The organism is Aeromonas sp. AE23HZ002T15 (genome assembly GCF_054165525.2).
On sequence record NZ_CM201342.1, the window covers coordinates 2,384,624 to 2,404,365 of the forward strand.

A 19,742-nucleotide genomic window follows, 5' to 3' on the forward strand; every position below is an offset into this window, starting at 1 on the left:
GGAGCATCACCATGCAGGGAATGCGTTTCTCCGTCTTTCTGGGCTCTCGCCTGCTGTCCGGGCTCGGCGATCAGATCCTCCAGTTTGCCGTGCCCCTGCTGGTCTATCGCAGCACCGGCAGCGTCGCCCTGTCCGGGCTGGCCTTCTTCATCGAATGGCTGCCCCGCCTCGTCTCCCTGCCCCTGGCCGGCGTGTTCGCCGACCGGGTCGGGGGCCGGCGCGTCTACATACTGGCGGACGGTCTGAGAGCGGCGGCCTGCGTGGTCACGGCCCTTATCATGACCCTCTGGCCCGGCAGCGGTCTGGCCCCCATACTGCTGATGATGGCGCTCTGCGCCTTCTGCTACGCCCAGGCCTTCATCGCCCTCGAGACCACATTGCCCCAGCTGGTGCCTCAGTCCGAGATGGCCAAAGCCCAGAGCTGGTTGCAGCTCACCAACAACGGGGCCAGTGTGCTCGGTCCCGCCCTGGCGGCGGCCCTGCTCATCTGGATGCCGGCGACCCAGCTGCTGTGGGGGTGCGCCCTGGGGTTCGCCCTGAGCGCCACCGGCGTGCTGGGGCTGACCCGGGGAGCCTCCCTGGTGCCGGCGACGGCGCGGCGCGCCCTGCTGCCCGAGCTGAGGGAGGGGCTGGGTGCCCTGCTGTCCCAGCCCACCCTGCTGCGCCTGGTCGGGCTCGCCATGCTGGTCAACCTGATCGTCGGCCTGGCCCTCGCCACCGCCGCCCCCATGACCCTGGGGCTGTTTGGTCAGAGCGATCAGACCCTGGCCAGCGTCCAGCTCACCATGGGGATCATCTCCATCGCCGCCTTCCTGCTGATGCCCTGGCTGCTGCGCCGCTTCAGCGTCTACTGGATAGGGCAGCTCGCCTTCCTGCTGATCCTGGCGGGGGGCCTCATCATGGCCAGGGCCCCCAGCTTCGGCTGGTATCTGCTGGGCTGCGGCCTCAGCTACGGCCTGTGCGGCCTGTTCAACGTCTTCATCCGCACCGAACGACTGCACTGGATAGCCGAGCAGCAGCGGGGCCGGGTGATCAGCCTGATGGTGCTGCTCAATCAGCTCAGCCTGCCCCTGGCCGGCCTCATCGTGGCGCTGTTCGGCAGCTGGGTACCTGTGCAGGAGATATTCCTGGTGGCGAGTCTGGTGAGCGCCCTGGGTTATCTGCTGCTCTATCGTGCCCTGGCCGGTGCGGCCCGGACCCGGACGCCCCCGCAGCCCGCCCCCTCGGCGGTGGAGGCGGGCAACAAATAAGCCGCCCGGCGCAGCCCGCCGACGGCGCCCCGGCACTCACTCGGGTGCCCGGGCCCGATCGGGCTGGCGTTGGACTCATTGCGGGATTAGGATGCACGCCTTTATCACAACAATGTGAAGGATGTATCGGCATGACTCGACAATGGTCGCTCCCCATCGTGGCTCTCGCGGGGGGAGCGCTCTTCTATCTGGGCCAACACTTCGGCATGAAGTGGGCCCTGATGGCCCTCATCGGTTTCGGCTTCGGCTTCACCCTCTCCTTCAGCCGCTTCGGCATCGTCTTCGGCTGGCGCGAGATGCTGACCCGGCGCAACAGCTACTATGTGCGCATTCACCTGCTGACCATCGCCATCGAGATCCTGCTGTTTACCAGCTTCCTCTCCTTCAGCCACGCCCTGTTCGGGGATGCCATGGTGGGCAACGTCATGGCCATCGGCGTGCCCTTCATCGTCGGCGCCTTCCTGTTCGGCATCGGCATGCAGCTGGCCGGGGTCTGCGCCACCGGCACCCTCTATTGCTGCGGCGAGGGGCAGCCCCGCTTCTGGCTGGTGCTGATCTGCTACGGCATAGGCACCCTCATCAGCAGCCAGTTCCGCCCGGCCCTGGATGCCACCTTCAGCAACCAGACGGTGCTGTTCAAGGATCTGACCGGCAACCACTGGAGCGGTATGGTGCTGAACCTGGCGCTGGTCGGCGCCCTGTTCTGGCTGTTTCGCAAGAGCGAGCGGCAACGTACCGGCGAGGTGCAGCCCCTGCTCGGTAGCGGCAACCCCTTCTGGCGGGATGGTCGCTTCACCGTGCTGACCGGCGGCATCCTCATCGCCCTGCTCAACTCCGCCGTGGTCGCCCTGCACGGCTCGGCCTGGACCATCACGGGAGCCGTGCACGAGATGGCCCTGCGCGGCGCCTCCCTGTTCGGCCTCTATCAGGAGAATCCCAAGCTGGCCCAGCCCTTCTTCCAGAACCCCATGGTGGGCATGTTCTGGCTCGGGATCCTGGGGGCGGCCCTGGCCCGCTGCCTGAGCGGCGGCGCCAGCTTCGCGCCCGCGCGCCTCGGCAACAGCCTGGCGGCCGTACTGGGGGGCTTATTGATGGGGATGGGGGCCATGTACAGTGCCTGCAACCTCGGCGGTTACTTCGACGGCACGGCCTCCGGCAGCCTGCACGGCTGGGTCTGGATGTTGATGGCGCTCGGCGGCAGCCTGATCGGCATCCGCCTGCGGCCGCTGTTCGGGCTGGCACGCTGATCCTCTGGATGCCCCGGGCCGGGGCGTCCATTCCCGCCCTGCCTCCCGTCGCCGTGTCGGGAGGCAAGGCTGCCGGCAGGAGCCCATACTAGAGGGGCGTCTGGCGGCGCCTCTGCAGGCTTGCCACCGAACGCTTCCCCCATTCAAGAGGGCTCCCATGAAGCGTCTTCACTCCCTGGCGGCATCGATCGCCATCCTGCTCACCCTCGCCTCCCCCCTTGCCGCACAGGAGAAGGTGACACCGCCATCCCCCGCCACTGCGGTCACTGCCCAGCACTTCGCCAATGGCAACGACTGGCTGCGGGCCACGCCCCAGATGCGGCACGCCTTCCTGTTCGGGGTGGCCAACCTGCTCTCTGTGGCCGTCGACTGGGACGAACGCCATGTGCCCGCCGGACAGCAGACCTTCTCACGTCGGGCCAAGATCGGGCTCGCCGATATATCCCTCGGGGAGGTGTCAGATCGCATCGATCGCTGGTACGGCGCGAACCCGGGCAAGCTCGATACCCCAGTCATCGTCGTGATGTGGAACGAAGTGGCCAGACCCAGGCTGCAGAACCAGCAGGGCCGCTGAGCCCATTGGAGGAAGAGATGAAACTGACCCTCACCGCCCTGCTATTCGCCCTCTGGCTCTTGGCGGGCTGCTCGACCGTCGCCGGCGGCATGGTCGGTGCAGGTGTCGGCAGCCTCAGCGGCAATACCACCTCGGGCATGCTCATCGGTGCCGGCATTGGCACCCTGATCGACTAGACGCAGCGCCCTCCCCTGAGCTCGGGTCAGACGGATCAAAAAGGGGCCAAATCGGCCCCTCACTCCCCCCGCTGCTTCACCCGCCGCAGATAGACATAACCCTCCCCCGGACTGCCCCAGCGCTGGTGCGCCTCGTTGTCATAGGCCCTGTCCAGCAGCCTGATGCTGTTGGGGCCGATCCAGAGGTATTGCACCAGGGTGCTGGCCCCGCCGAAGTCGGTGGCGCAGCTGCCTACCTTGCTGTGCCCCCTGTACTCCCCCGTGAGTTGACGACTCAGCCAGATCTCGCAGCCCTGGCGCAGGGAGAGTTGTTGCGGGGTCAGGGTATCGAGCAGCTCGGGCCTGCGCCAGGCACCGGCGAAGTCGGTTGCCCTCGGCATGGTGAACTCCGCCATCAGGATGCGGCCATCCGGCACCGGCGAGAAGCGGTAGATGCGCTGGCGAAACGGCCGCACCGCCCGCTCGGTGAGGAACTGTTCGGCATAGACCCAGCGAAAGCCCCGGTAGTCGGGCCAGATCTCCACCAGTCGCAGCTCGGCGCTGGTGAAACGCTTGTCATAACCGGCCTGCTCCCGGCTGGAGAACTCGCCGGAGAACCAGGAGAGCAGGGGCTCCATGGAGAGATCCGCGCCGACCGGTTGAGCCCCCTGTCCATGAACTTGTTGCCGGGCCCCGGCGCTGACCGCCTGCTCGGCAGGGGTCGTCACGAAGGGAGTGGGCGCCGCCCCGCCGAGACTGGCGTAGCAGAGACCGAGCAGGGCCACCATCAGCTTTATCATCGAATCCTTCCGAGTCGCTTGCATGGCGGCGATTATATGAGCGAACGGCGGCAATAACCTCTATCTTGATCAACTCCTCGAAGATCCGATGAAAAATCACTGTGTTAGCGAACGACTGCGACGCAGCGTCCCCCTCTTGCCACCCTCTCCGGCATGGGCGTCTATCCTTGCTCGGACACCACAGAGAAGGAACCCAAGATGAGCACAGGAACAGTGACGCTGCATCGCGTCCTCAAGGCCCCGCCCCTGCGGGTCTATCGCGCCTTTATCGAAGGGGAGGCGCTCGCCAAGTGGCTGCCGCCCCACGGTTTCACCTGCAAGGTGGAACACCTGGACGCCCGCGTCGGCGGCCACTTTCGCATGGCGTTCACCAATTTCGGCACCGGCCATAGCCACGCCTTTGGCGGAGAATATCAGGAGCTGGAGCCGGGCAAGCGCATCCGCTACACCGACAGGTTCGATGATCCCAACCTGCTGGGGGAGATGCGGGTGACCGTCACCCTGACCCAGGTACTGTGCGGCACCGAGCTCGCCATCGAACAGGCGGGGATCCCGGCACTCATTCCGGTGGAGATGTGTTACCTCGGCTGGCAGGAGTCCCTGAGCCAGCTCGCCGCCCTGGTGGAGCCGGAGCTCCCGAGCGAATAACGGCCCTGCGTCAGGGGCCCAGCACAGACCAGAACCCGGCGCCCAAAAAAACAGAGAGCCTGCCGAACTGGCAGGCTCTCTTCATTTCGACAGACCGCGACTGACAACCTGTCCCAATAGGCGTCATTGCCTGAGGCAGTTTGGACACAGCCAGCGCGCAGAAACCGGAGCGTACTGGAGTACGTGAGGATGTCGAGCACTGCCTGGGTTCAACATGGCGAGTTAACTAGCCTGATGGGATGGGTTCTTATTGCAGGTTCAGGCCACCCAGATAATCCCCCTTGCCGAGGTTCACCCCAGCCTGACGCAGCAGGGCATAGGCCATGGTCAGGTGGAAGTAGAAGTTCGGGATGCCGTACTCGTGGACGCAGGTATGGCCATCCATCCCCTTGCCACCGGCCCAGTAGGGATAGTAGTGACCGCTCGCATACTGGCTGAAATCGGCCTCCAGCTTGCTCTGCAGATAGGCGATGGTCTTGGCGATATGGGCGCGCAGATCCGCCATGGTCTTGGGATCGTCCCCCAGCACAGGCGGCTCGCTCAGGCTGGCGGTGGCGATCACGGCGCGGGCGCTGTCGCAGCAGATCAGCACCTGCTTGGAGAAGGGCAGCATGTCGACGATAAGACGCTCGCCCACAAAGTTGTCCACGTTGAACTTCTTCCCGTCGGCGTGGGCCTCGGCCTTGGCCAGGCAGTGGTCGAGGTTGGTCAGCATCTTGATAAACTGGGCGGCGATATCACGATTCATAATGCACTCTCGGTTGGTTGAAGGCAGTGAAACAAGCGGCATCACTATAGCGCATCCCCTCCCCGGTTCGAGCCCTGGCTGGCAAAAAGCACAGGGGGAAATTGTACGAGGCGACAAGGGATGACAAGCCCGGTGAGCCCATGTTGCCGATGCCCCGGAGCCCAACCCCACAATGAGTCCCTCTTCGCCTCTTTTTTGATCTGTGACATGCATCACCCTTTTTCAGGAGCGTAGTCTGAAGCGGTTTCCTGGACACAGATAAGGAGGATGTCATGAAGATCTATGACCGGAACAGAAACGCACTGCACCTGGGTCAGCGCGTGATGATCGCCGCCACCGGCGCCGTCGATACCCTGAAGGAGGCCCACACCGACAATATGACCCCTTACCAGGCGGAGCACGAGAAGTGCGTGCTGCTGGCCAACACCCGAGAGCGTTACGCGCCCATCGAGTTGATTAGACTAGGCTGATACCGGCGTTAGCTGTCACCCTACTCTTTACAATTCACCCGGCCGCCGCGCCCCGTCTAACGGCCGGGTTTCTGATCCTCCCTCCCCGCTTTCTCCCGGTTTATGCCCATAGCCCTTTGGATTGGCATCTCATAAATCCGGGCGGATCAGGTTCTGCCCGCACCTTGTTTCCCCACTCTGGCTATGGCTTGCCTGAAACTATGACCGCCTCCGACTGGCTTTCTGGCACGGGCGCCAGCAGCCGACTGCCGAGATGGCGGATCAGCAGCAGAGGGGGCAGCAAGGTAAGAAGCAGCCAGTGGGTGTGGGGCAGGATAAAGGTCCAGATGATCTCGTGGGGCAGCCAGGTCGAGGCGGTCGCCGTCATAAAGGCGATATCATAGGTCTGCCACAACCAGAGCCCGACAAAGAGCGCTGGTAGCAGTGAACGCGGTGTCAGCAAAAACAGCGGCCAGAAGAAAGCTCCCAACAAGGCACCAAACTCCAGCATGGGCAGGGCTAGTTCGGTAAAGGTGCGCCCTGAAGAGAAACCGTTCCATTCGAGAAAGGAATCGACCTCCAGCGCTGGCCACCAGGATACGTATTGAAACAGGGTGAACGAGAGCAGAAACAGCAGGCTGGTCAGCAGCGCCAGCGCTGTTTTTCGTAAAAACCACCGCCCTATCCGGCGCAGTGTCGGTATCCACTTAGACATCAATGACTCCCATCTGGTGACGGGGCAGTATGCCGCGGTTTGCTGCACCGTCAAAGTGGTACGCCATGCCAATTAATTGTTGAAATATTGAATCCCGTCACATCTGAGGTGACCTGAATAGTTGCTCGACGATGCAGCCCCATGCGAACCTTTATTTGCCTTTCTTCCAACCAAAACAGAGGGCGCCGGGCAGCCACACCATCACTCCAAGTCGGAGAACGATGCCACCCTGACCCTCAGCACCGAGGCGGGTAAAAACTACTACGTCTGGCAGGAGGTCAAGATGGGCCTGTTGATGGCCCGCTCCAAGCTGAGTCAGGTCAGTGAAGAGGAGGGCAAGCAAGGGGTGATGGAAAGCAAGCTGGTTAAGTGACCGGAGATAGTCTAGTAACCATGCCTTTTGGAATGCGATTTCATAGAATTCATTAATGAAGAAAGATAAAAACAACACTCTTTAGGAGAATTCAATGGCTGCAGTAGTTTCAATGATTAATATGAAAGGTGGTGTTGGGAAAACCACTTTAACATTTAACTTGGCATGGTATTGCGCATGGCGGAGGAACATGAAAGTACTCGCTGTAGATTTGGATCCACAATCAAATTTGAGTCAGTACTTTATGGGGGCTGAAAAGTATTTGAAATATTTAAGCAATGATAATAAAACAGTGGTTGATATATTTGAGCAATTCTCATCGCCTACTCGTCTTAGTAGTACATCTTCAGAGTTAAAGCCTGGTGATGTTATTCACCGCTTAAAAGCGTGGTCAGATGGAAGTTTGATTGATCTACTCCCTTCAAGACTAGAATTGGCATGGACATTGAAAAACCCAACAGATAAATCTCATTTACTTCCTATTTTCCTTGATAAAGTGGCATCAGATTATGACTTAATTATAATTGATTGTGCACCGACAGAGTCCATACTTACTACTGCCGCATATAAATCTAGTAAATACGTTTTTGTTCCTGTAAGACCTGAGTTTTTAGCAACAATCGGCCTACCTCTACTAGCTCGCTCTATAGAAGAGTTCAAGCTAATGCATCATGGCCAAGATTTGGAAATGGGAGGTGTTATTTTTAATGGACTTAAAAGAACCGCGACACCACCTGAGCAGACAAAATCAATGAGAAGTGTAAGTAGTTTATCGAAAAAAAATGGGTGGGCCGTTTTTGATAACCCAGCACATCATTCAGACTCATATCCCACTGGATCTCGAGATGGAAGCCCTATATTCTTAACAAACTATGCACGAGACTATGTGAAGTCAGAGTTTTCTGATGTAGCCGAAGAGTTTTTGGAGGCCATTGGGTATGAATGCTAGAGAACGTCAAGCTCTCCTAAAAATTCTTCTTATAAAAGAAGAATTGAATGCACACGAATTTAATAATGTACTAGACTTCATAAAAAATGAGATAGTCAATTCCAGTGACTGGAGCGATAAAATAAAAAAAACATACCCCCAGCAAAAAAGAAATAGAAGCTCGTTATTAGAGTTGATAAATCAACTTAAAAAAGACGAACCTGAGAAATATGAAATTCTTCATAATTTGTATAAAGCACATAGAAACGGTTTGATATTTCAAGGTGTTGCAGATGTCCGCTCTTTTGCAGAACGTTCAAAGTTATTTGATGTTGATGGTAAAAACAAGAGCGAGATAACATACAAATTATTCGAAAAGCTCTCTAGTTTACGCTATGAACAGCTTGAAAACGCCACGTTAAATGTCGCAAAAATATCAAGTAAGGATGATGACGAATATAAAAACCTATCGAACTTCATAATGTCACCAGATAAAGAAAAATAAGTTACATTTTTATTAGTTGTTAATAAAATTCTTTGGCAGTAAAAACCAACCCAGCCTAAGCCGGGTTGGTTGCATCAAGAGCGGGAAAAATCACAGCGCTTCCAATCTGGCATACGCCGTCACCAGCCACTTGGCGCCGACGTCATCGAACTGTATCTGCACCCGGCTCTGCTGGCCGACCCCTTCGAAGTTGAGCACTATGCCTTCCCCGAATTTCGGATGGAGCACTCGCTGGCCGAGCTTGATGCCGCTGGCGTCGAAGCTCTGCTGCACCTCGTTCTGGCTGAAACGGCCGTACTGGGTCGGGCGGCTCACCTGGGTGCGCAGCCGGATCTCTTCCAGGCACTCGGCGGGCATCTCGCGGATGAAGCGGCTCGGCTTGTGGAACATCTCGCGGCCGTAGATGCGACGGCTCTCCGCATAACAGATGTAGAGCTTCTCCATGGCGCGGGTCATGCCGACGTAACAGAGGCGGCGCTCCTCCTCCAGCCGGCCCGACTCCTCGGTGGATTGCTGACTCGGGAACATGCCCTCCTCCAGCCCCACCAGCAGCACCAGGGGGAACTCCAGGCCCTTGGCGCTGTGAAGGGTCATCAGCTGCACCGCATCGGCGTATTCGTCCGCCTGACCCTCCCCCGCCTCCAGCGCCGCGTGGGCGAGGAAGGCGGAGAGATCGCTCATGTCTTCCAGCTCGTCCGGGCGCTGGTACTGGCGGCAGGCGGTAACCAGCTCATCCAGGTTCTCCACCCGGGCCTGGGACTTCTCGCCTTTTTCTGCCAGATACATAGCCTTGAGGCCGGAATTCTGGATGGCGATGTCCGCCTGCTGATGCAGGGGCAGCAGGGAGACCTGCTCCTCCAGGGCGTCTATCAGCTCGACGAAGCCGCGCACCGCGTTACCGGCCCGGCCGGTCAGCACCTTGTCATTGAGCAAGGTTTTGGCGGACTGCCACAGGTTCTGGCCCTGATCGCGGGCGTTGTTGCGCAGGATCTCCAGGGTGCGATCGCCGATGCCGCGGGTCGGGGTGTTAACGACCCGCTCGAAGCTGGCGTCGTCGCCGCGGTTGTTGATGAGGCGCAGGTAGGCCATGGCATCCTTGATTTCCTGGCGCTCGAAGAAGCGCAGGCCGCCGTAGATGCGGTACGGCATGGCGTCCTGCATCAGCGCCTCTTCCAGCACCCGCGACTGGGCGTTGGAGCGATAGAGGATGGCGCAGTCGGTGAGCAGGCCCCCCTTCTCCTTCCAGTCTTTCAGGCGACCGACCACGAAGCGGGCCTCGTCCACCTCGTTGAAGGCGGCGTACAGGGAAATCGGCTCGCCCTCGGCCCCCTCGGTCCACAGCTCCTTGCCGAGGCGCTCCGCGTTATTGGCGATGACGCTGTTGGCCGCTTTCAGGATATTGGCGGTGGAGCGGTAGTTCTGCTCGAGGCGGATGGTCTCGGCGCCCTGATAGTCGGTCAGGAAGCGCTGGATGTTCTCTATCTTGGCGCCGCGCCAGCCGTAGATGGACTGATCATCGTCACCGACGATCATCACCCGGCCTGTGTCGCCGGCCAGCATACGCAGCCAGGCGTACTGGATGCCGTTCGTGTCCTGGAACTCGTCCACCAATATGTTCTGGAAGCGATCCCGATAGTGCTCAAGGATGTGGGGTTTGTTCAGCCACAGCTCGTGGGCGCGCAGCAGCAGCTCGGCGAAGTCCACCAGCCCTGAGCGATCGCAGGTCTCCTGATAGGTCTTGTAGATCTGCTGATAGGTGCGGGTGACGGGGTCGCCGTAGAGATCGATGTCGCCGGGGCGCAGGCCTTCGTCCTTCTTGCCGTTGATGTAGCCCATCACGGCGCGGGGCGCCCAGTGCTTCTCGTCCAGGTTCAGCGCCTTGAGCACCCGGCGGATGAGACGGTACTGATCGTCGGAGTCGAGGATCTGGAAGTCCTGGGGCAGGCCCGCATCCAGATGATGGGCCCGCAGCAGGCGGTGGGCGATGCCGTGGAAGGTGCCTATCCACATGCCGCGCACGCCATCACCGATCACCTTCTCGACCCGGCCGCGCATCTCGGCGGCGGCCTTGTTGGTGAAGGTCACCGCGATGATGGAGAAGGGTGAACAACGCTCCACCTGCATCAGCCAGGCGATGCGGTGCACCAGTACCCGGGTCTTGCCCGAACCGGCGCCCGCCAGCACCAGCAGGTTGCAACGGGGGGCCGCCACCGCGTCTCTTTGCTTGTCGTTGAGCCCGTCGAGCAAGGTTGAAACGTCCATCACCACTCCTGTTTATTTATACAGGCGGCGATTATACGGCCTGAGCGGCCAGAGACCAAATCCGCGTGACATAGGGCCGTGGCCGTTCGCAGCAGGAGAAGATGCTGTTTCCATGCCACAAAATAGCGTCAATGGAAGCCGCCTTTTTCATCAAGCAACGAAAACGCTTGCGCATAACTCGATGAATACAAACAAAAATGTCATTTGAACCCTATTAATCGCAGCATTTAGTTCTGAAAACAAGGTTAAAAACAAACACTTATAAAGCAATTTGCTTATATTTCAAACCGTTAACGCAAACGTTTTTCCTTTATGATCTCCTTGACCCACAAGTTGGCTCACTTACAGTTAGCCAGCGTGCTTTATAGCCTGCTGCTACGGCGGGTTGTGGACCCTCAACATAACAATCAAGGATACGATCGTGACTAAAGTGCTCAAGCTGGCCACCGTGGCCGCCCTCACCCTCGCTGCCCTGTCTGCCCAGGCGGCCTCCGAGCCCGCCGTCATCTATGACACCGCCGGCAAATTCGACAAGTCCTTCAACGAAGCCGTGTTCCGCAACGGCGTCGAAGTCTACAACAAGGACAAAGGCGTCAAGGTCAAAGAGTTCGAACCCCAGAACGAAGCCCAGCGTGAGCAGGGCCTGCGTCGTCTGGCCAGCCGTGGCAACGGTCCCATCGTCGCCGTCGGCTTCAACATGGGCTCAGCGGTAGAGAAGGTCGCCACCGAGTTCCCGAAAACCCAGTTCACCATCATCGACATGGTGGTCGACAAGCCGAACGTACAGTCCCTCATCTTCAAGGAGCATGAAGGTTCCTTCCTGGTGGGCGCCCTGGCGGCCATCGCCTCCAAGACCGGCAAGGTCGGCTTCGTGGGCGGCATGGACATCCCGCTGATCCGCAAATTCCAGTGTGGCTACGAGCAGGGCGCCAAGTACATCAATCCGAAGATCGACGTCTACCAGAACATGACCGGCTCCACCCCGGCGGCCTTTGCTGACCCGGCCAAGGGTGCAGAGCTGGCCAAGTCCCAGTTCGCCAAGGGCGCCGACGTGGTCTATGCCGCCGCCGGCGGTACCGGCATCGGTGTCTATCAGGCCGCCAAGGACGAAGGCAAGCTGGCCATCGGCGTGGATTCCAACCAGAACCACCTGCAGCCGGGCACCATGCTGACCTCCATGGTCAAGTCCGTCGGCCTGGCCGCTTACAAGAGCTGGGATGACGCCGCCAAGGGCGAGTGGAAGCCTGGCATCCAGTCCCTGGGTCTGGCGGAAGGCGGTGTGGATTGGGCACTGGACGAGAACAATGCCAAGCTGATCACACCGGAGATGAAGGCCAAGGTCGACGCCATCAAGGCCGACATCATCGCCGGCAAGATCAAGGTGCACGACTACATGAGCGACAACTCCTGTAAGTACTGAGTCTCTGCTACGACTCTCAACCTATGATGACCGGCCCGCACGGGCCGGTTTTTAGTCTCTACTTCATGACCCGCAAGGACTGCATCATGGACCAGACAGATCGCTATGCCATCGAATTAAGAGGTATCGATAAGCGCTTTGGCGAAGTTTACGCCAACAAGCAGATCGACCTTCAGGTTCGTAAAGGCAGCATTCACGGCATCGTCGGCGAAAATGGCGCTGGCAAGTCGACCCTGATGAGCATCATCTACGGTTTCTACCACGCCGATAAGGGCGAGATGCTGATCGACGGCAAACCCTTCAAACCCCATGGCTCACAAGACGCGATCACCGCGGGCGTGGGCATGGTGCACCAGCATTTCATGCTGGTTAACAATTTCACAGTGTTAGAAAACGTCATCCTCGGCGCGGAAAACGGCTGGCATCTGGGCAAGAGCCTGGCGGCGGCCGAGAAACTGCTCGGCGAGCTGGCCCGGGACTATGGCCTCGAGGTGCCGCTGCACGAGAAGGTCGAGGATCTGCCGGTTGGCCTGCAACAGCGGGTCGAGATCCTCAAAGCGCTCTATCGCGGCGCCCGCATCCTGATCCTGGACGAGCCGACCGGGGTGCTGACCCCGCAAGAGGCGGATCACCTGTTCGAGGTGCTGAAAAAGCTGCGGGATCAGGGGGCGACCATCATCCTCATCACCCACAAGCTGCGGGAGATCCTGGCCATCACGGATCAGGTCTCCATCATGCGCCGGGGGGAGATGGTGGCCCACGTCGCCACCAAGGATACCGACAAGGAGCAGCTGGCCGAGCTGATGGTGGGCCGCAAGGTGCGCCTCAAGGTCGACAAGGGCGCCGCCCAGCCGGGCGAGGCCAAGCTCAAGGTCGAGGGGCTCAGCTACTTCGATGACGCCAAGGTGGAGCGGGTCAAATCCGTCAGCTTCGAGGTACGCGCCGGGGAAGTGGTCGGCATCGCCGGCGTCTCCGGCAACGGCCAGTCCGAGCTGCTCAGCCTGCTCGGCGGCATCCTCAAGCCGAGCAAAGGCAGCTTCACCATCAAGGGCAGCAGCGCCGTGCATCAGGTGAACCACGAGCAGCCCGCCAACCCCGAGATGGTGCGCAACTTCGGTCTCGGCCACATCCCGGAAGACAGGCACAAGATGGGTCTCATCAATCGCTTCGAGGCGAAAGAGGCCTTCATCCTCGGCTATCACAGGCGCGGCCAGTACAACAAGGGGATGCTGCAGGACAAGGCGGCCATCCGCCAGGACTGCCAGGAGAAGATGGACAAGTGGGACGTGCGCCCGCCCCATCCCGAGCACAAGACGGCGAACTTCTCCGGTGGCAACCAGCAGAAGCTGGTGATCGCCCGGGAAGTGGAGCAGGACCCGGATGTGCTGCTGGTCGGCCAGCCGACCCGTGGGGTCGACATCGGCGCCATCGAGTACATCCACCAGCAGATCATCGCCATGCGCGACAAGGGCAAGGCCGTGTTGCTGGTGTCGGTGGAACTGGACGAGATCATGAGTCTGTCCGACCGCATCCTGGTCATCGCCGATGGTCGCATCGTCGGTGAACTGGACGGCGCCAAGGCGGATGAACGCACAATCGGTCTGATGATGGCCAACATAGTTCCTGACGAAGTGGCGGCAAGCCAATCACAAGGAGCCACATCATGAAGGTCACAACCACTTGTAACGGATTCGGCCTGATGATGGTCAACATAGTCCCCGACGAGATTGCCAAGGAGGCTCGCCCATGAGCCAAGCACGTATCCCTGCCTGGATCTCCGTGGGCGTGCTGCCCGCGATCAACATCCTGCTGGCCTTCCTGGTGTCGGCCATCCTGTTCTATTACCTCGACATCAACCCGATCGATGCCGCCGAGATCATGTGGTATGGCGCCTTCGGCACCGGCGAGGGCATAGGCTTCACCCTCTACTACGCCACCGGTTTCATCTTTACCGGTCTGGCGGTGGCGGTGGCCTTCCACGCCGGCCTGTTCAACATCGGCGGTGAGGGGCAGGCCTATATCGGCGGCCTCGGCGTCGGCCTGGTCTGTCTGCTGCTCGGCGATGTGCTGCCGTTCGCCCTGCTGCTGCCGCTCGCCATCATAGCCGGCGGTCTGTTCGGTGCGGCCTGGGCCTTCATCCCGGCCTGGCTGCAAGCCAAGCGTGGCAGCCACATCGTCATCACCACCATCATGTTCAACTTCATCGCCGCCTCCCTGATGGCCTACCTGCTGGTCGATGTCTTCAAGCCGCCAGGATCCATGGCCACCGAGAGCAAGGTGTTCGCCATGGCGAGCTGGCTGCCGAAGATGAGCGAGCTGGCGGCCGGTTTCGGCGTGGAGATGCCGAACAGCCCGCTGAACATCAGCTTCTTCTGGGCGCTGATCTGCGCGCTGCTGGTGTGGGTCTTCATCTGGCATACCCGCTGGGGTTACGAGATCCGCTCGGTGGGCGCCAGCCAGAGCGCCTCCGCCTACGCGGGCATCTCCTATCCCAAGGTGGTGATCCTGGCCATGGTGATCTCCGGCATGCTGGCGGGCTTCTTCGCCCTCAACGTGCTGCAGGGCGAGCTGCACCAGATCAAGCTGAACTTCGTGGAGGGCTTCGGCTTCACCGGCATCGCCGTGGCCCTGATGGGACGCAACCATCCGGTCGGCGTCATCATCGCCAGCCTGCTGTTCGGCTTCCTCTATCAGGGGGGCGCCGAGCTCAGCTTCGAGTTCGGGGTGGACCGCAACATAGTCGTGGTGCTGCAGGGTCTGGTGATCCTGTTCTGCGGTGCGCTGGAGCACATGCTGCGCCCGCGCATCGAGCAGTGCTACCTGGCCTTTGCCAACCGTTCAGCCGCGCAAGTCAAAGGAGCCTGACCATGTTCGAAACGTTGATCTTGATGCTGGATGCGACCATACGTACCGCACCACCGCTCATCCTGGCGGCCATGAATGACAGGAATGTTCTGCGCGTAGAAGGGAGTCCAAGCCATGTTTGAAACCCTGATCTTGATGCTGGATGCCACTATTCGTACCGCACCACCGCTCATCCTGGCGGCCATGGCCGGCATGTTTTGTGAGCGCTCCGGGGTAGTCAACATCGCCCTGGAAGGCAAGCTGCTGGCGTCTGCCTTCGCCAGTGCGGCGGCGGCAGCCGTCACCGGTTCCGCCTGGATTGGGCTGGGTGCCGGAGTGGGTATCGCCGTCCTGTTCGCCCTGCTGCACGGCTTCGCCACCATCACCCACCGGGGTGATCAAGTGGTGAGCGGCATGGCCATCAACATACTGGCGGCCGGCCTGACCGTCACCCTGGGCCGTTACTGGTTCGATCAGGGTGGCCAGACCCCGGCGCTGTCCGGTGCGGCCCGCTTCGCCCCCATCGATCTGCCCTACGCCAAGGAGCTGTACGACGTCCCCGTCATCGGCCAGCTCTACAGCGAGCTGTTGAGCGGTCACTCCCTGCTGGAGTACGTGGCCTTCGCCGCCGTGCCCCTGGCCTGGTGGGTGCTGTTCCGTACCCGCTTCGGCCTGCGTCTGCGCGCCGTGGGCGAGGCCCCGGCCGCGGTCGATACCGCCGGTATCTCGGTGGTGCGCATGCGCTACACGGCCCTCATCATCGGCGGCCTGCTGGCCGGCATAGGTGGCACCTACCTGGCCGTGGCCCAGACCGCCCAGTTCATCCCGAACATGAGTGCGGGCAAGGGCTTCATGGCGCTGGCAGCCCTGGTGTTCGGCAAGTGGAAACCCTGGAGCGCCATGGCGGCCTGCCTGCTGTTCGGCTTCCTCGACGCGGTCGCCATCCGGTTGCAGGGGGTCAGCATCGGCGACTTCCCGATCCCGGTACAGGCCATCGAGGCGCTGCCCTACATACTGACGGTGTTCCTGCTGGCCGGCTTCATCGGCAAGGCGGTGGCACCCAAGGCCCTCGGCACCCCCTACGTCAAGGAACGGGAATAGCGGCCCTCCGTGCAAACGATGCAAAAAGGCCCACGACAGTGGGCCTTTTTTATGGGCGCATGGCGGTGTGGAAACCTTCAGCCGATGGGCCGCACCAGAGCCGGCTGGCTGGGGTCGCTCAACCGTTCGGCGAGATAGTCCACCAGCAGTCGCACCTTGGGGGAGAGGTGGCGGTTGTGGGGATAGAGGGCCCAGATCCCCTCCTCCGGCGCCCTCAGCTCCGGCAACAGCTCGATGAGATCCCCCCGGGCCAGATGGTCGCTCACGTAGTAGTCCGGCAGTTGTATGATGCCGATGCCCTTCAGCGCCGCATCCAGCAGGGCGTGGCCGCTGTTGCACTGCAAGATGCCACGCACCCGCACGCTGTGGGGACGACCGGCCAGGGTGAAGTGCCACTCGTCCCCATTGCCCACCAGACAGGTGTGGCGGGAGAGCTCGGAGAGGCTGTTGGGCATGCCGTGGCGTGCGGTGTAGGCCGGTGAGGCGCACACATAGGGCACTCTGGTGGCCAGCCTGCGGGCCACCAGGGTCGAATCCTTCAGATGGCCGAGGCGGATGGCGAGATCGAACCCCTCGTGCACCAGATCCAGCAGCTGATTGGTGAGGTTGAGGGTCACCTCCAGCTGGGGGAAGCGCACCATGAAGTCGTTCACCAGGGGGGCGATGCGGCTCTCGCCGTAGGAGACGGGGGCCGTGATGCGCAGCAGCCCCTGGGGTTCGGCCTGATGCTGGCCGAGGGCCAGCTCCGCCTCGTAGAGGTTGTCCAGCAGCTGGCGGCAGTGGCGATAATAGATCTCCCCGAGCTCGGTGAGCCGCACCTGGCGGGTGGTGCGCAGCAGCAGCTTGGCCTGCAGCCTGTCTTCCAGCTGCGCCACCTGGCGGCTGACCTGGGCCACCGACACCCCCAGCTTGCGCGCCGCCGGGGTGAAGCCCCCCTGCTCCGCCACGCTGACAAACTCGCAGATCCCTTCCCAGCCGAACATTATTACCTATCTGTAAAAGTGATTTGATATTTCGCCTTATTATCACCAAATCGGCGGGAAACTACACTGGTTGTCCGAACCCATTTCGTTCAACTCTCCACCATAAGGACATCATCCATGGCACAGGTTCAAAGCATCAAGTGTAAGGCCGCCATCGCCTGGGGCCCGGGTCAGCCCCTCTCCATCGAAGAGGTGGAAGTCATGCCACCCCAGGCCGGCGAGGTGCGGGTCCGTATCGTCGCCACCGGCGTCTGCCACACCGATGCCTTCACCCTGTCCGGTGAAGATCCGGAAGGGGTCTTCCCCTGCATCCTGGGCCACGAGGGGGGCGGCATCGTCGAGTCCATCGGCGAAGGGGTCACCAGCGTCAAGGTCGGCGATCACGTGATCCCCCTCTACACCCCGGAGTGCCGCGAGTGCAAGTTCTGCAAGTCCGGCAAGACCAACCTGTGCCAGAAGATCCGCGCCACCCAGGGCAAGGGGCTGATGCCGGACGGCACCACCCGCTTCTCCAAGGACGGTCAGCCCATCTATCACTACATGGGCACCTCCACCTTCAGCGAATACACGGTGCTGCCGGAGATCTCCATCGCCAAGGTGGACCCTGCCGCCCCGCTGGAGGAGGTCTGCCTGCTGGGCTGCGGCGTCACCACAGGCATAGGCGCCGTGATGAACACCGCCAAGGTCAAAGAGGGTGAGAGCGTCGCCATCTTCGGGCTGGGTGGCATAGGCCTCTCCGCCATCATAGGCGCGCGTCTGGCCAAGGCCGGCCGCATCATCGCCATCGACATCAACGAGAGCAAGTTCGCACTGGCCCGCAAGCTCGGCGCCACCGACTGCATCAACCCGAACGACTTCGACAAGCCCATCCAAGAGGTGATCGTCGAGATGACCGACGGCGGCGTCGACTTCTCCTTCGAGTGCATCGGCAACGTCAAGGTGATGCGCGCCGCGCTGGAGTGCTGCCACAAGGGCTGGGGCGAGTCGGTCATCATCGGGGTAGCCGGCGCCGGCCAGGAGATCAGCACCCGTCCGTTCCAGCTGGTCACCGGCCGGGTCTGGCGCGGCAGCGCCTTCGGCGGAGTGCGCGGTCGCAGCGAGCTGCCGAGCTATGTGCAGCGCTACATGCAGGGTGAGTTCCGTCTCGACGACTTCATCACCCACACCATGGCCCTCGAGCAGATCAACGAGGCGTTCGAGCTGATGCACGAAGGCAAGAGCATCCGCAGCGTCATCCATTACTGATACCATGAGGGCCCCGCCCGTGCGGGGCCCGGGAGTTCGTCGATGAATCTGGACATCATCAGCAGCAACAAGAGCTTCGGCGGCTGGCACAAGCAGTATCGCCACCCCTCCAGCGTGCTCGGGTGCGAGATGCGCTTCGCCATCTACCTGCCCCCCCAGGCCCTCACCGGCCAGAAGGTGCCCGTGCTCTACTGGCTCTCCGGCCTCACCTGCACCGATGAAAACTTCATGCAAAAGGCCGGTGCCCAGCGCATCGCCGCCGAGCTCGGCATCGCCCTGGTGGCGCCGGACACCAGCCCCCGCGGGGAAGGGGTAGCGGACGACCCTGGCTACGATCTCGGCATGGGGGCGGGTTTCTACGTCAACGCCACCCAGAATCCCTGGCGGGATCACTACCAGATGTATGACTACGTCACCCGGGAGCTGCCCGATCTCATCGAGACCCACTTCCCGGTCTCGACCCGGCGCGCCATCAGCGGCCACTCCATGGGAGGCCACGGGGCCCTGATCGCAGCCCTGCGCGAACCCGGGCGCTACCAGTCCGTCTCCGCCTTCAGCCCCATCAGCCACCCGAGCCGCTGCCCCTGGGGCCAGAAAGCGCTCGGTGCCTACCTCGGCAACAACCCCTTGTTGTGGCAGGAGTGGGATGCCTGCCAGCTGCTGCGTCACCACGACGGCCAATCGCTGCCGACCCTGGTAGACGTGGGGCTGGACGACCCTTTCCTCAGCGAACAGCTCGGCATCGATACCCTGGCCGAGGTCGCCGGCACCAAGGACTGGCCCCTGACACTCAACCGCCACCCCGGTTACGATCACAGCTACTACTTCGTGGCGAGCTTCATCGAGGCGCACCTGCGCTTCCACGCCGGGTATCTCGGCGGCTAGCCAACCACCTCCCCTGATCCTCGGCGGTCAGGGGCGACCCGGGGCGCCACCTGCAAATGGCGGCCCGCATCATTCGAGGATAAGGGAGACAAGGATGCATCTCTTCACCAGCCTGCAGGCCATGCCGGATCAGTTCGAACAGCTGCTGGCCCAGGTACCCGCCGAATACCTGAACTGGGAGCCCGCCAACTGGGACGGCATTCCCTCCGAGCGCTTCAGCGCCCAGGGCCACCTCTGCCACCTGCTGGATATCGAGGTACTGGGTTATCGGGTCCGCTTTCAGCGCACCCTGGAGGAGGATCTGCCCGAGCTCGCCTCCCTCGATGGCTACCAGCTGGCGCTGGACAACGACTATCGCCGCCAGGATCCCGCCACTCAGCTGGCCCGCTTTCGCACCGCCCGTGCCGAGACTCTAGCCTGGCTTAAGGCTCAGCCTCCCTCGGCCTGGGGACGACGAGCCCGCTACGGCAACTACGGGGAGCTGACCCTGGACGGTCTGGTGCGCCTGCTGGTCAGCCACGACCACCAGCACCTGGCCGGCATACAGTGGCTGCTGATGCGCCTGAATGCAGATCTTCGCCTAGCCCTGCCCCTCGCCTGAGAGAAAGAC

At 61.3% G+C, this 19,742-nt stretch carries 20 protein-coding genes and 1 pseudogene; 16 read left to right on the plus strand and 5 right to left on the minus strand.

Annotated elements, in window-relative coordinates; genetic code table 11:
* Positions 1-11: 11 nt before the first annotated feature.
* The 4 genes from ACT5M9_RS11105 to ACT5M9_RS11120 all read left to right on the plus strand — a co-directional run bounded on the left by ACT5M9_RS11105 (position 12) and on the right by ACT5M9_RS11120 (position 3,247).
* Positions 12-1,250 (plus strand): MFS transporter, encoded by a 1,239-nt coding sequence (locus tag ACT5M9_RS11105; protein WP_457982736.1) that lies wholly within the window; start codon positions 12-14, stop codon positions 1,248-1,250.
* Positions 1,251-1,381: 131 nt separating this feature from the next.
* Positions 1,382-2,497: a YeeE/YedE family protein gene (locus ACT5M9_RS11110; protein ID WP_457982738.1), complete on the plus strand. Its 1,116-nt coding sequence runs from the start codon at positions 1,382-1,384 to the stop codon at positions 2,495-2,497.
* Positions 2,498-2,654: 157 nt separating this feature from the next.
* Positions 2,655-3,071 carry a hypothetical protein gene (locus ACT5M9_RS11115; RefSeq protein WP_457982739.1) on the plus strand — a complete coding sequence of 139 codons (417 nt, stop codon included), beginning with the start codon at positions 2,655-2,657 and terminating at the stop codon, positions 3,069-3,071.
* Between the two features lie 17 nt (positions 3,072-3,088).
* Positions 3,089-3,247: a hypothetical protein gene (locus tag ACT5M9_RS11120; RefSeq protein WP_457982740.1), complete on the plus strand. Its 159-nt coding sequence runs from the start codon at positions 3,089-3,091 to the stop codon at positions 3,245-3,247.
* A gap of 59 nt (positions 3,248-3,306) precedes the next feature.
* On the opposite strand, the gene ACT5M9_RS11125 is transcribed toward ACT5M9_RS11120, so the two are convergent.
* Positions 3,307-4,026 (minus strand): chromophore lyase CpcT/CpeT, encoded by a 720-nt coding sequence (locus ACT5M9_RS11125; protein ID WP_457982742.1) that lies wholly within the window; start codon positions 4,024-4,026, stop codon positions 3,307-3,309.
* 198 nt (positions 4,027-4,224) lie between these two features.
* Between ACT5M9_RS11125 and ACT5M9_RS11130 the strand changes: the two genes are divergently transcribed.
* Positions 4,225-4,674, plus strand: a complete 450-nt coding sequence (locus ACT5M9_RS11130; RefSeq protein ID WP_457982743.1) for an SRPBCC family protein — start codon at positions 4,225-4,227, stop codon at positions 4,672-4,674.
* A gap of 247 nt (positions 4,675-4,921) precedes the next feature.
* On the opposite strand, the gene ACT5M9_RS11135 is transcribed toward ACT5M9_RS11130, so the two are convergent.
* A complete protein-coding gene (locus ACT5M9_RS11135; protein ID WP_457982744.1) occupies positions 4,922-5,422 on the minus strand; it encodes a DUF1993 domain-containing protein in 501 nt (166 codons plus the stop codon).
* A 272-nt stretch (positions 5,423-5,694) separates the two neighbouring features.
* Between ACT5M9_RS11135 and ydfZ the strand changes: the two genes are divergently transcribed.
* Positions 5,695-5,892, plus strand: coding sequence for a putative selenium delivery protein YdfZ (ydfZ, locus tag ACT5M9_RS11140; protein ID WP_457982745.1), 198 nt, complete (start codon positions 5,695-5,697; stop codon positions 5,890-5,892).
* 181 nt (positions 5,893-6,073) lie between these two features.
* Here the strand turns inward: ydfZ and ACT5M9_RS11145 are convergent, their stop codons facing one another.
* A complete protein-coding gene (locus tag ACT5M9_RS11145; protein ID WP_457982746.1) occupies positions 6,074-6,586 on the minus strand; it encodes a hypothetical protein in 513 nt (170 codons plus the stop codon).
* Positions 6,587-6,759: 173 nt separating this feature from the next.
* Between ACT5M9_RS11145 and ACT5M9_RS11150 the strand changes: the two are divergent.
* The 3 genes and pseudogenes from ACT5M9_RS11150 to ACT5M9_RS11160 form a co-directional block, all read left to right on the plus strand.
* A pseudogene (locus ACT5M9_RS11150) lies at positions 6,760-6,959 on the plus strand (DUF2846 domain-containing protein); the annotation flags it as partial.
* A 94-nt stretch (positions 6,960-7,053) separates the two neighbouring features.
* On the plus strand, positions 7,054-7,908 hold the full coding sequence (locus ACT5M9_RS11155) for a ParA family protein (RefSeq protein WP_457982747.1): 855 nt from the start codon (positions 7,054-7,056) through the stop codon (positions 7,906-7,908).
* Positions 7,898-8,392, plus strand: coding sequence for a hypothetical protein (locus ACT5M9_RS11160; protein WP_457982749.1), 495 nt, complete (start codon positions 7,898-7,900; stop codon positions 8,390-8,392). Before ACT5M9_RS11155 ends, ACT5M9_RS11160 begins: the two co-directional genes overlap by 11 nt.
* Positions 8,393-8,482: 90 nt before the next feature.
* Here the strand turns inward: ACT5M9_RS11160 and uvrD are convergent, their stop codons facing one another.
* Positions 8,483-10,654: a DNA helicase II gene (gene uvrD / locus ACT5M9_RS11165; RefSeq protein WP_457982750.1), complete on the minus strand. Its 2,172-nt coding sequence runs from the start codon at positions 10,652-10,654 to the stop codon at positions 8,483-8,485.
* 421 nt (positions 10,655-11,075) lie between these two features.
* Here uvrD and ACT5M9_RS11170 point away from each other — a divergent pair, with 421 nt between their 5' ends.
* The 4 genes from ACT5M9_RS11170 (at position 11,076) to ACT5M9_RS11185 (ending at position 16,019) form a co-directional block, all read left to right on the plus strand.
* Positions 11,076-12,074, plus strand: coding sequence for a BMP family lipoprotein (locus ACT5M9_RS11170; protein WP_349920579.1), 999 nt, complete (start codon positions 11,076-11,078; stop codon positions 12,072-12,074).
* Positions 12,075-12,160: 86 nt separating this feature from the next.
* Positions 12,161-13,741, plus strand: coding sequence for an ABC transporter ATP-binding protein (locus ACT5M9_RS11175; RefSeq protein WP_457982752.1), 1,581 nt, complete (start codon positions 12,161-12,163; stop codon positions 13,739-13,741).
* 79 nt (positions 13,742-13,820) lie between these two features.
* A complete protein-coding gene (locus ACT5M9_RS11180; protein ID WP_438550583.1) occupies positions 13,821-14,939 on the plus strand; it encodes an ABC transporter permease in 1,119 nt (372 codons plus the stop codon).
* A gap of 114 nt (positions 14,940-15,053) precedes the next feature.
* Entirely contained in the window at positions 15,054-16,019 is a 966-nt protein-coding gene (locus tag ACT5M9_RS11185; protein WP_438550584.1) for an ABC transporter permease, read from the plus strand.
* 77 nt (positions 16,020-16,096) lie between these two features.
* On the opposite strand, the gene ACT5M9_RS11190 is transcribed toward ACT5M9_RS11185, so the two are convergent.
* Positions 16,097-17,002 (minus strand): LysR substrate-binding domain-containing protein, encoded by a 906-nt coding sequence (locus ACT5M9_RS11190; protein ID WP_457982753.1) that lies wholly within the window; start codon positions 17,000-17,002, stop codon positions 16,097-16,099.
* Positions 17,003-17,119: 117 nt separating this feature from the next.
* On the opposite strand from ACT5M9_RS11190, the gene ACT5M9_RS11195 reads away from it, so the two are divergent.
* The 3 genes from ACT5M9_RS11195 (at position 17,120) to ACT5M9_RS11205 (ending at position 19,733) form a co-directional block, all read left to right on the plus strand.
* A complete protein-coding gene (locus tag ACT5M9_RS11195) occupies positions 17,120-18,247 on the plus strand; it encodes an S-(hydroxymethyl)glutathione dehydrogenase/class III alcohol dehydrogenase (protein WP_457982754.1) in 1,128 nt (375 codons plus the stop codon).
* 42 nt (positions 18,248-18,289) lie between these two features.
* Positions 18,290-19,132, plus strand: a complete 843-nt coding sequence (gene fghA, locus ACT5M9_RS11200) for an S-formylglutathione hydrolase (protein WP_457982756.1) — start codon at positions 18,290-18,292, stop codon at positions 19,130-19,132.
* 94 nt (positions 19,133-19,226) lie between these two features.
* A complete protein-coding gene (locus tag ACT5M9_RS11205) occupies positions 19,227-19,733 on the plus strand; it encodes a DinB family protein (protein WP_457982757.1) in 507 nt (168 codons plus the stop codon).
* Positions 19,734-19,742 lie beyond the last annotated feature (9 nt).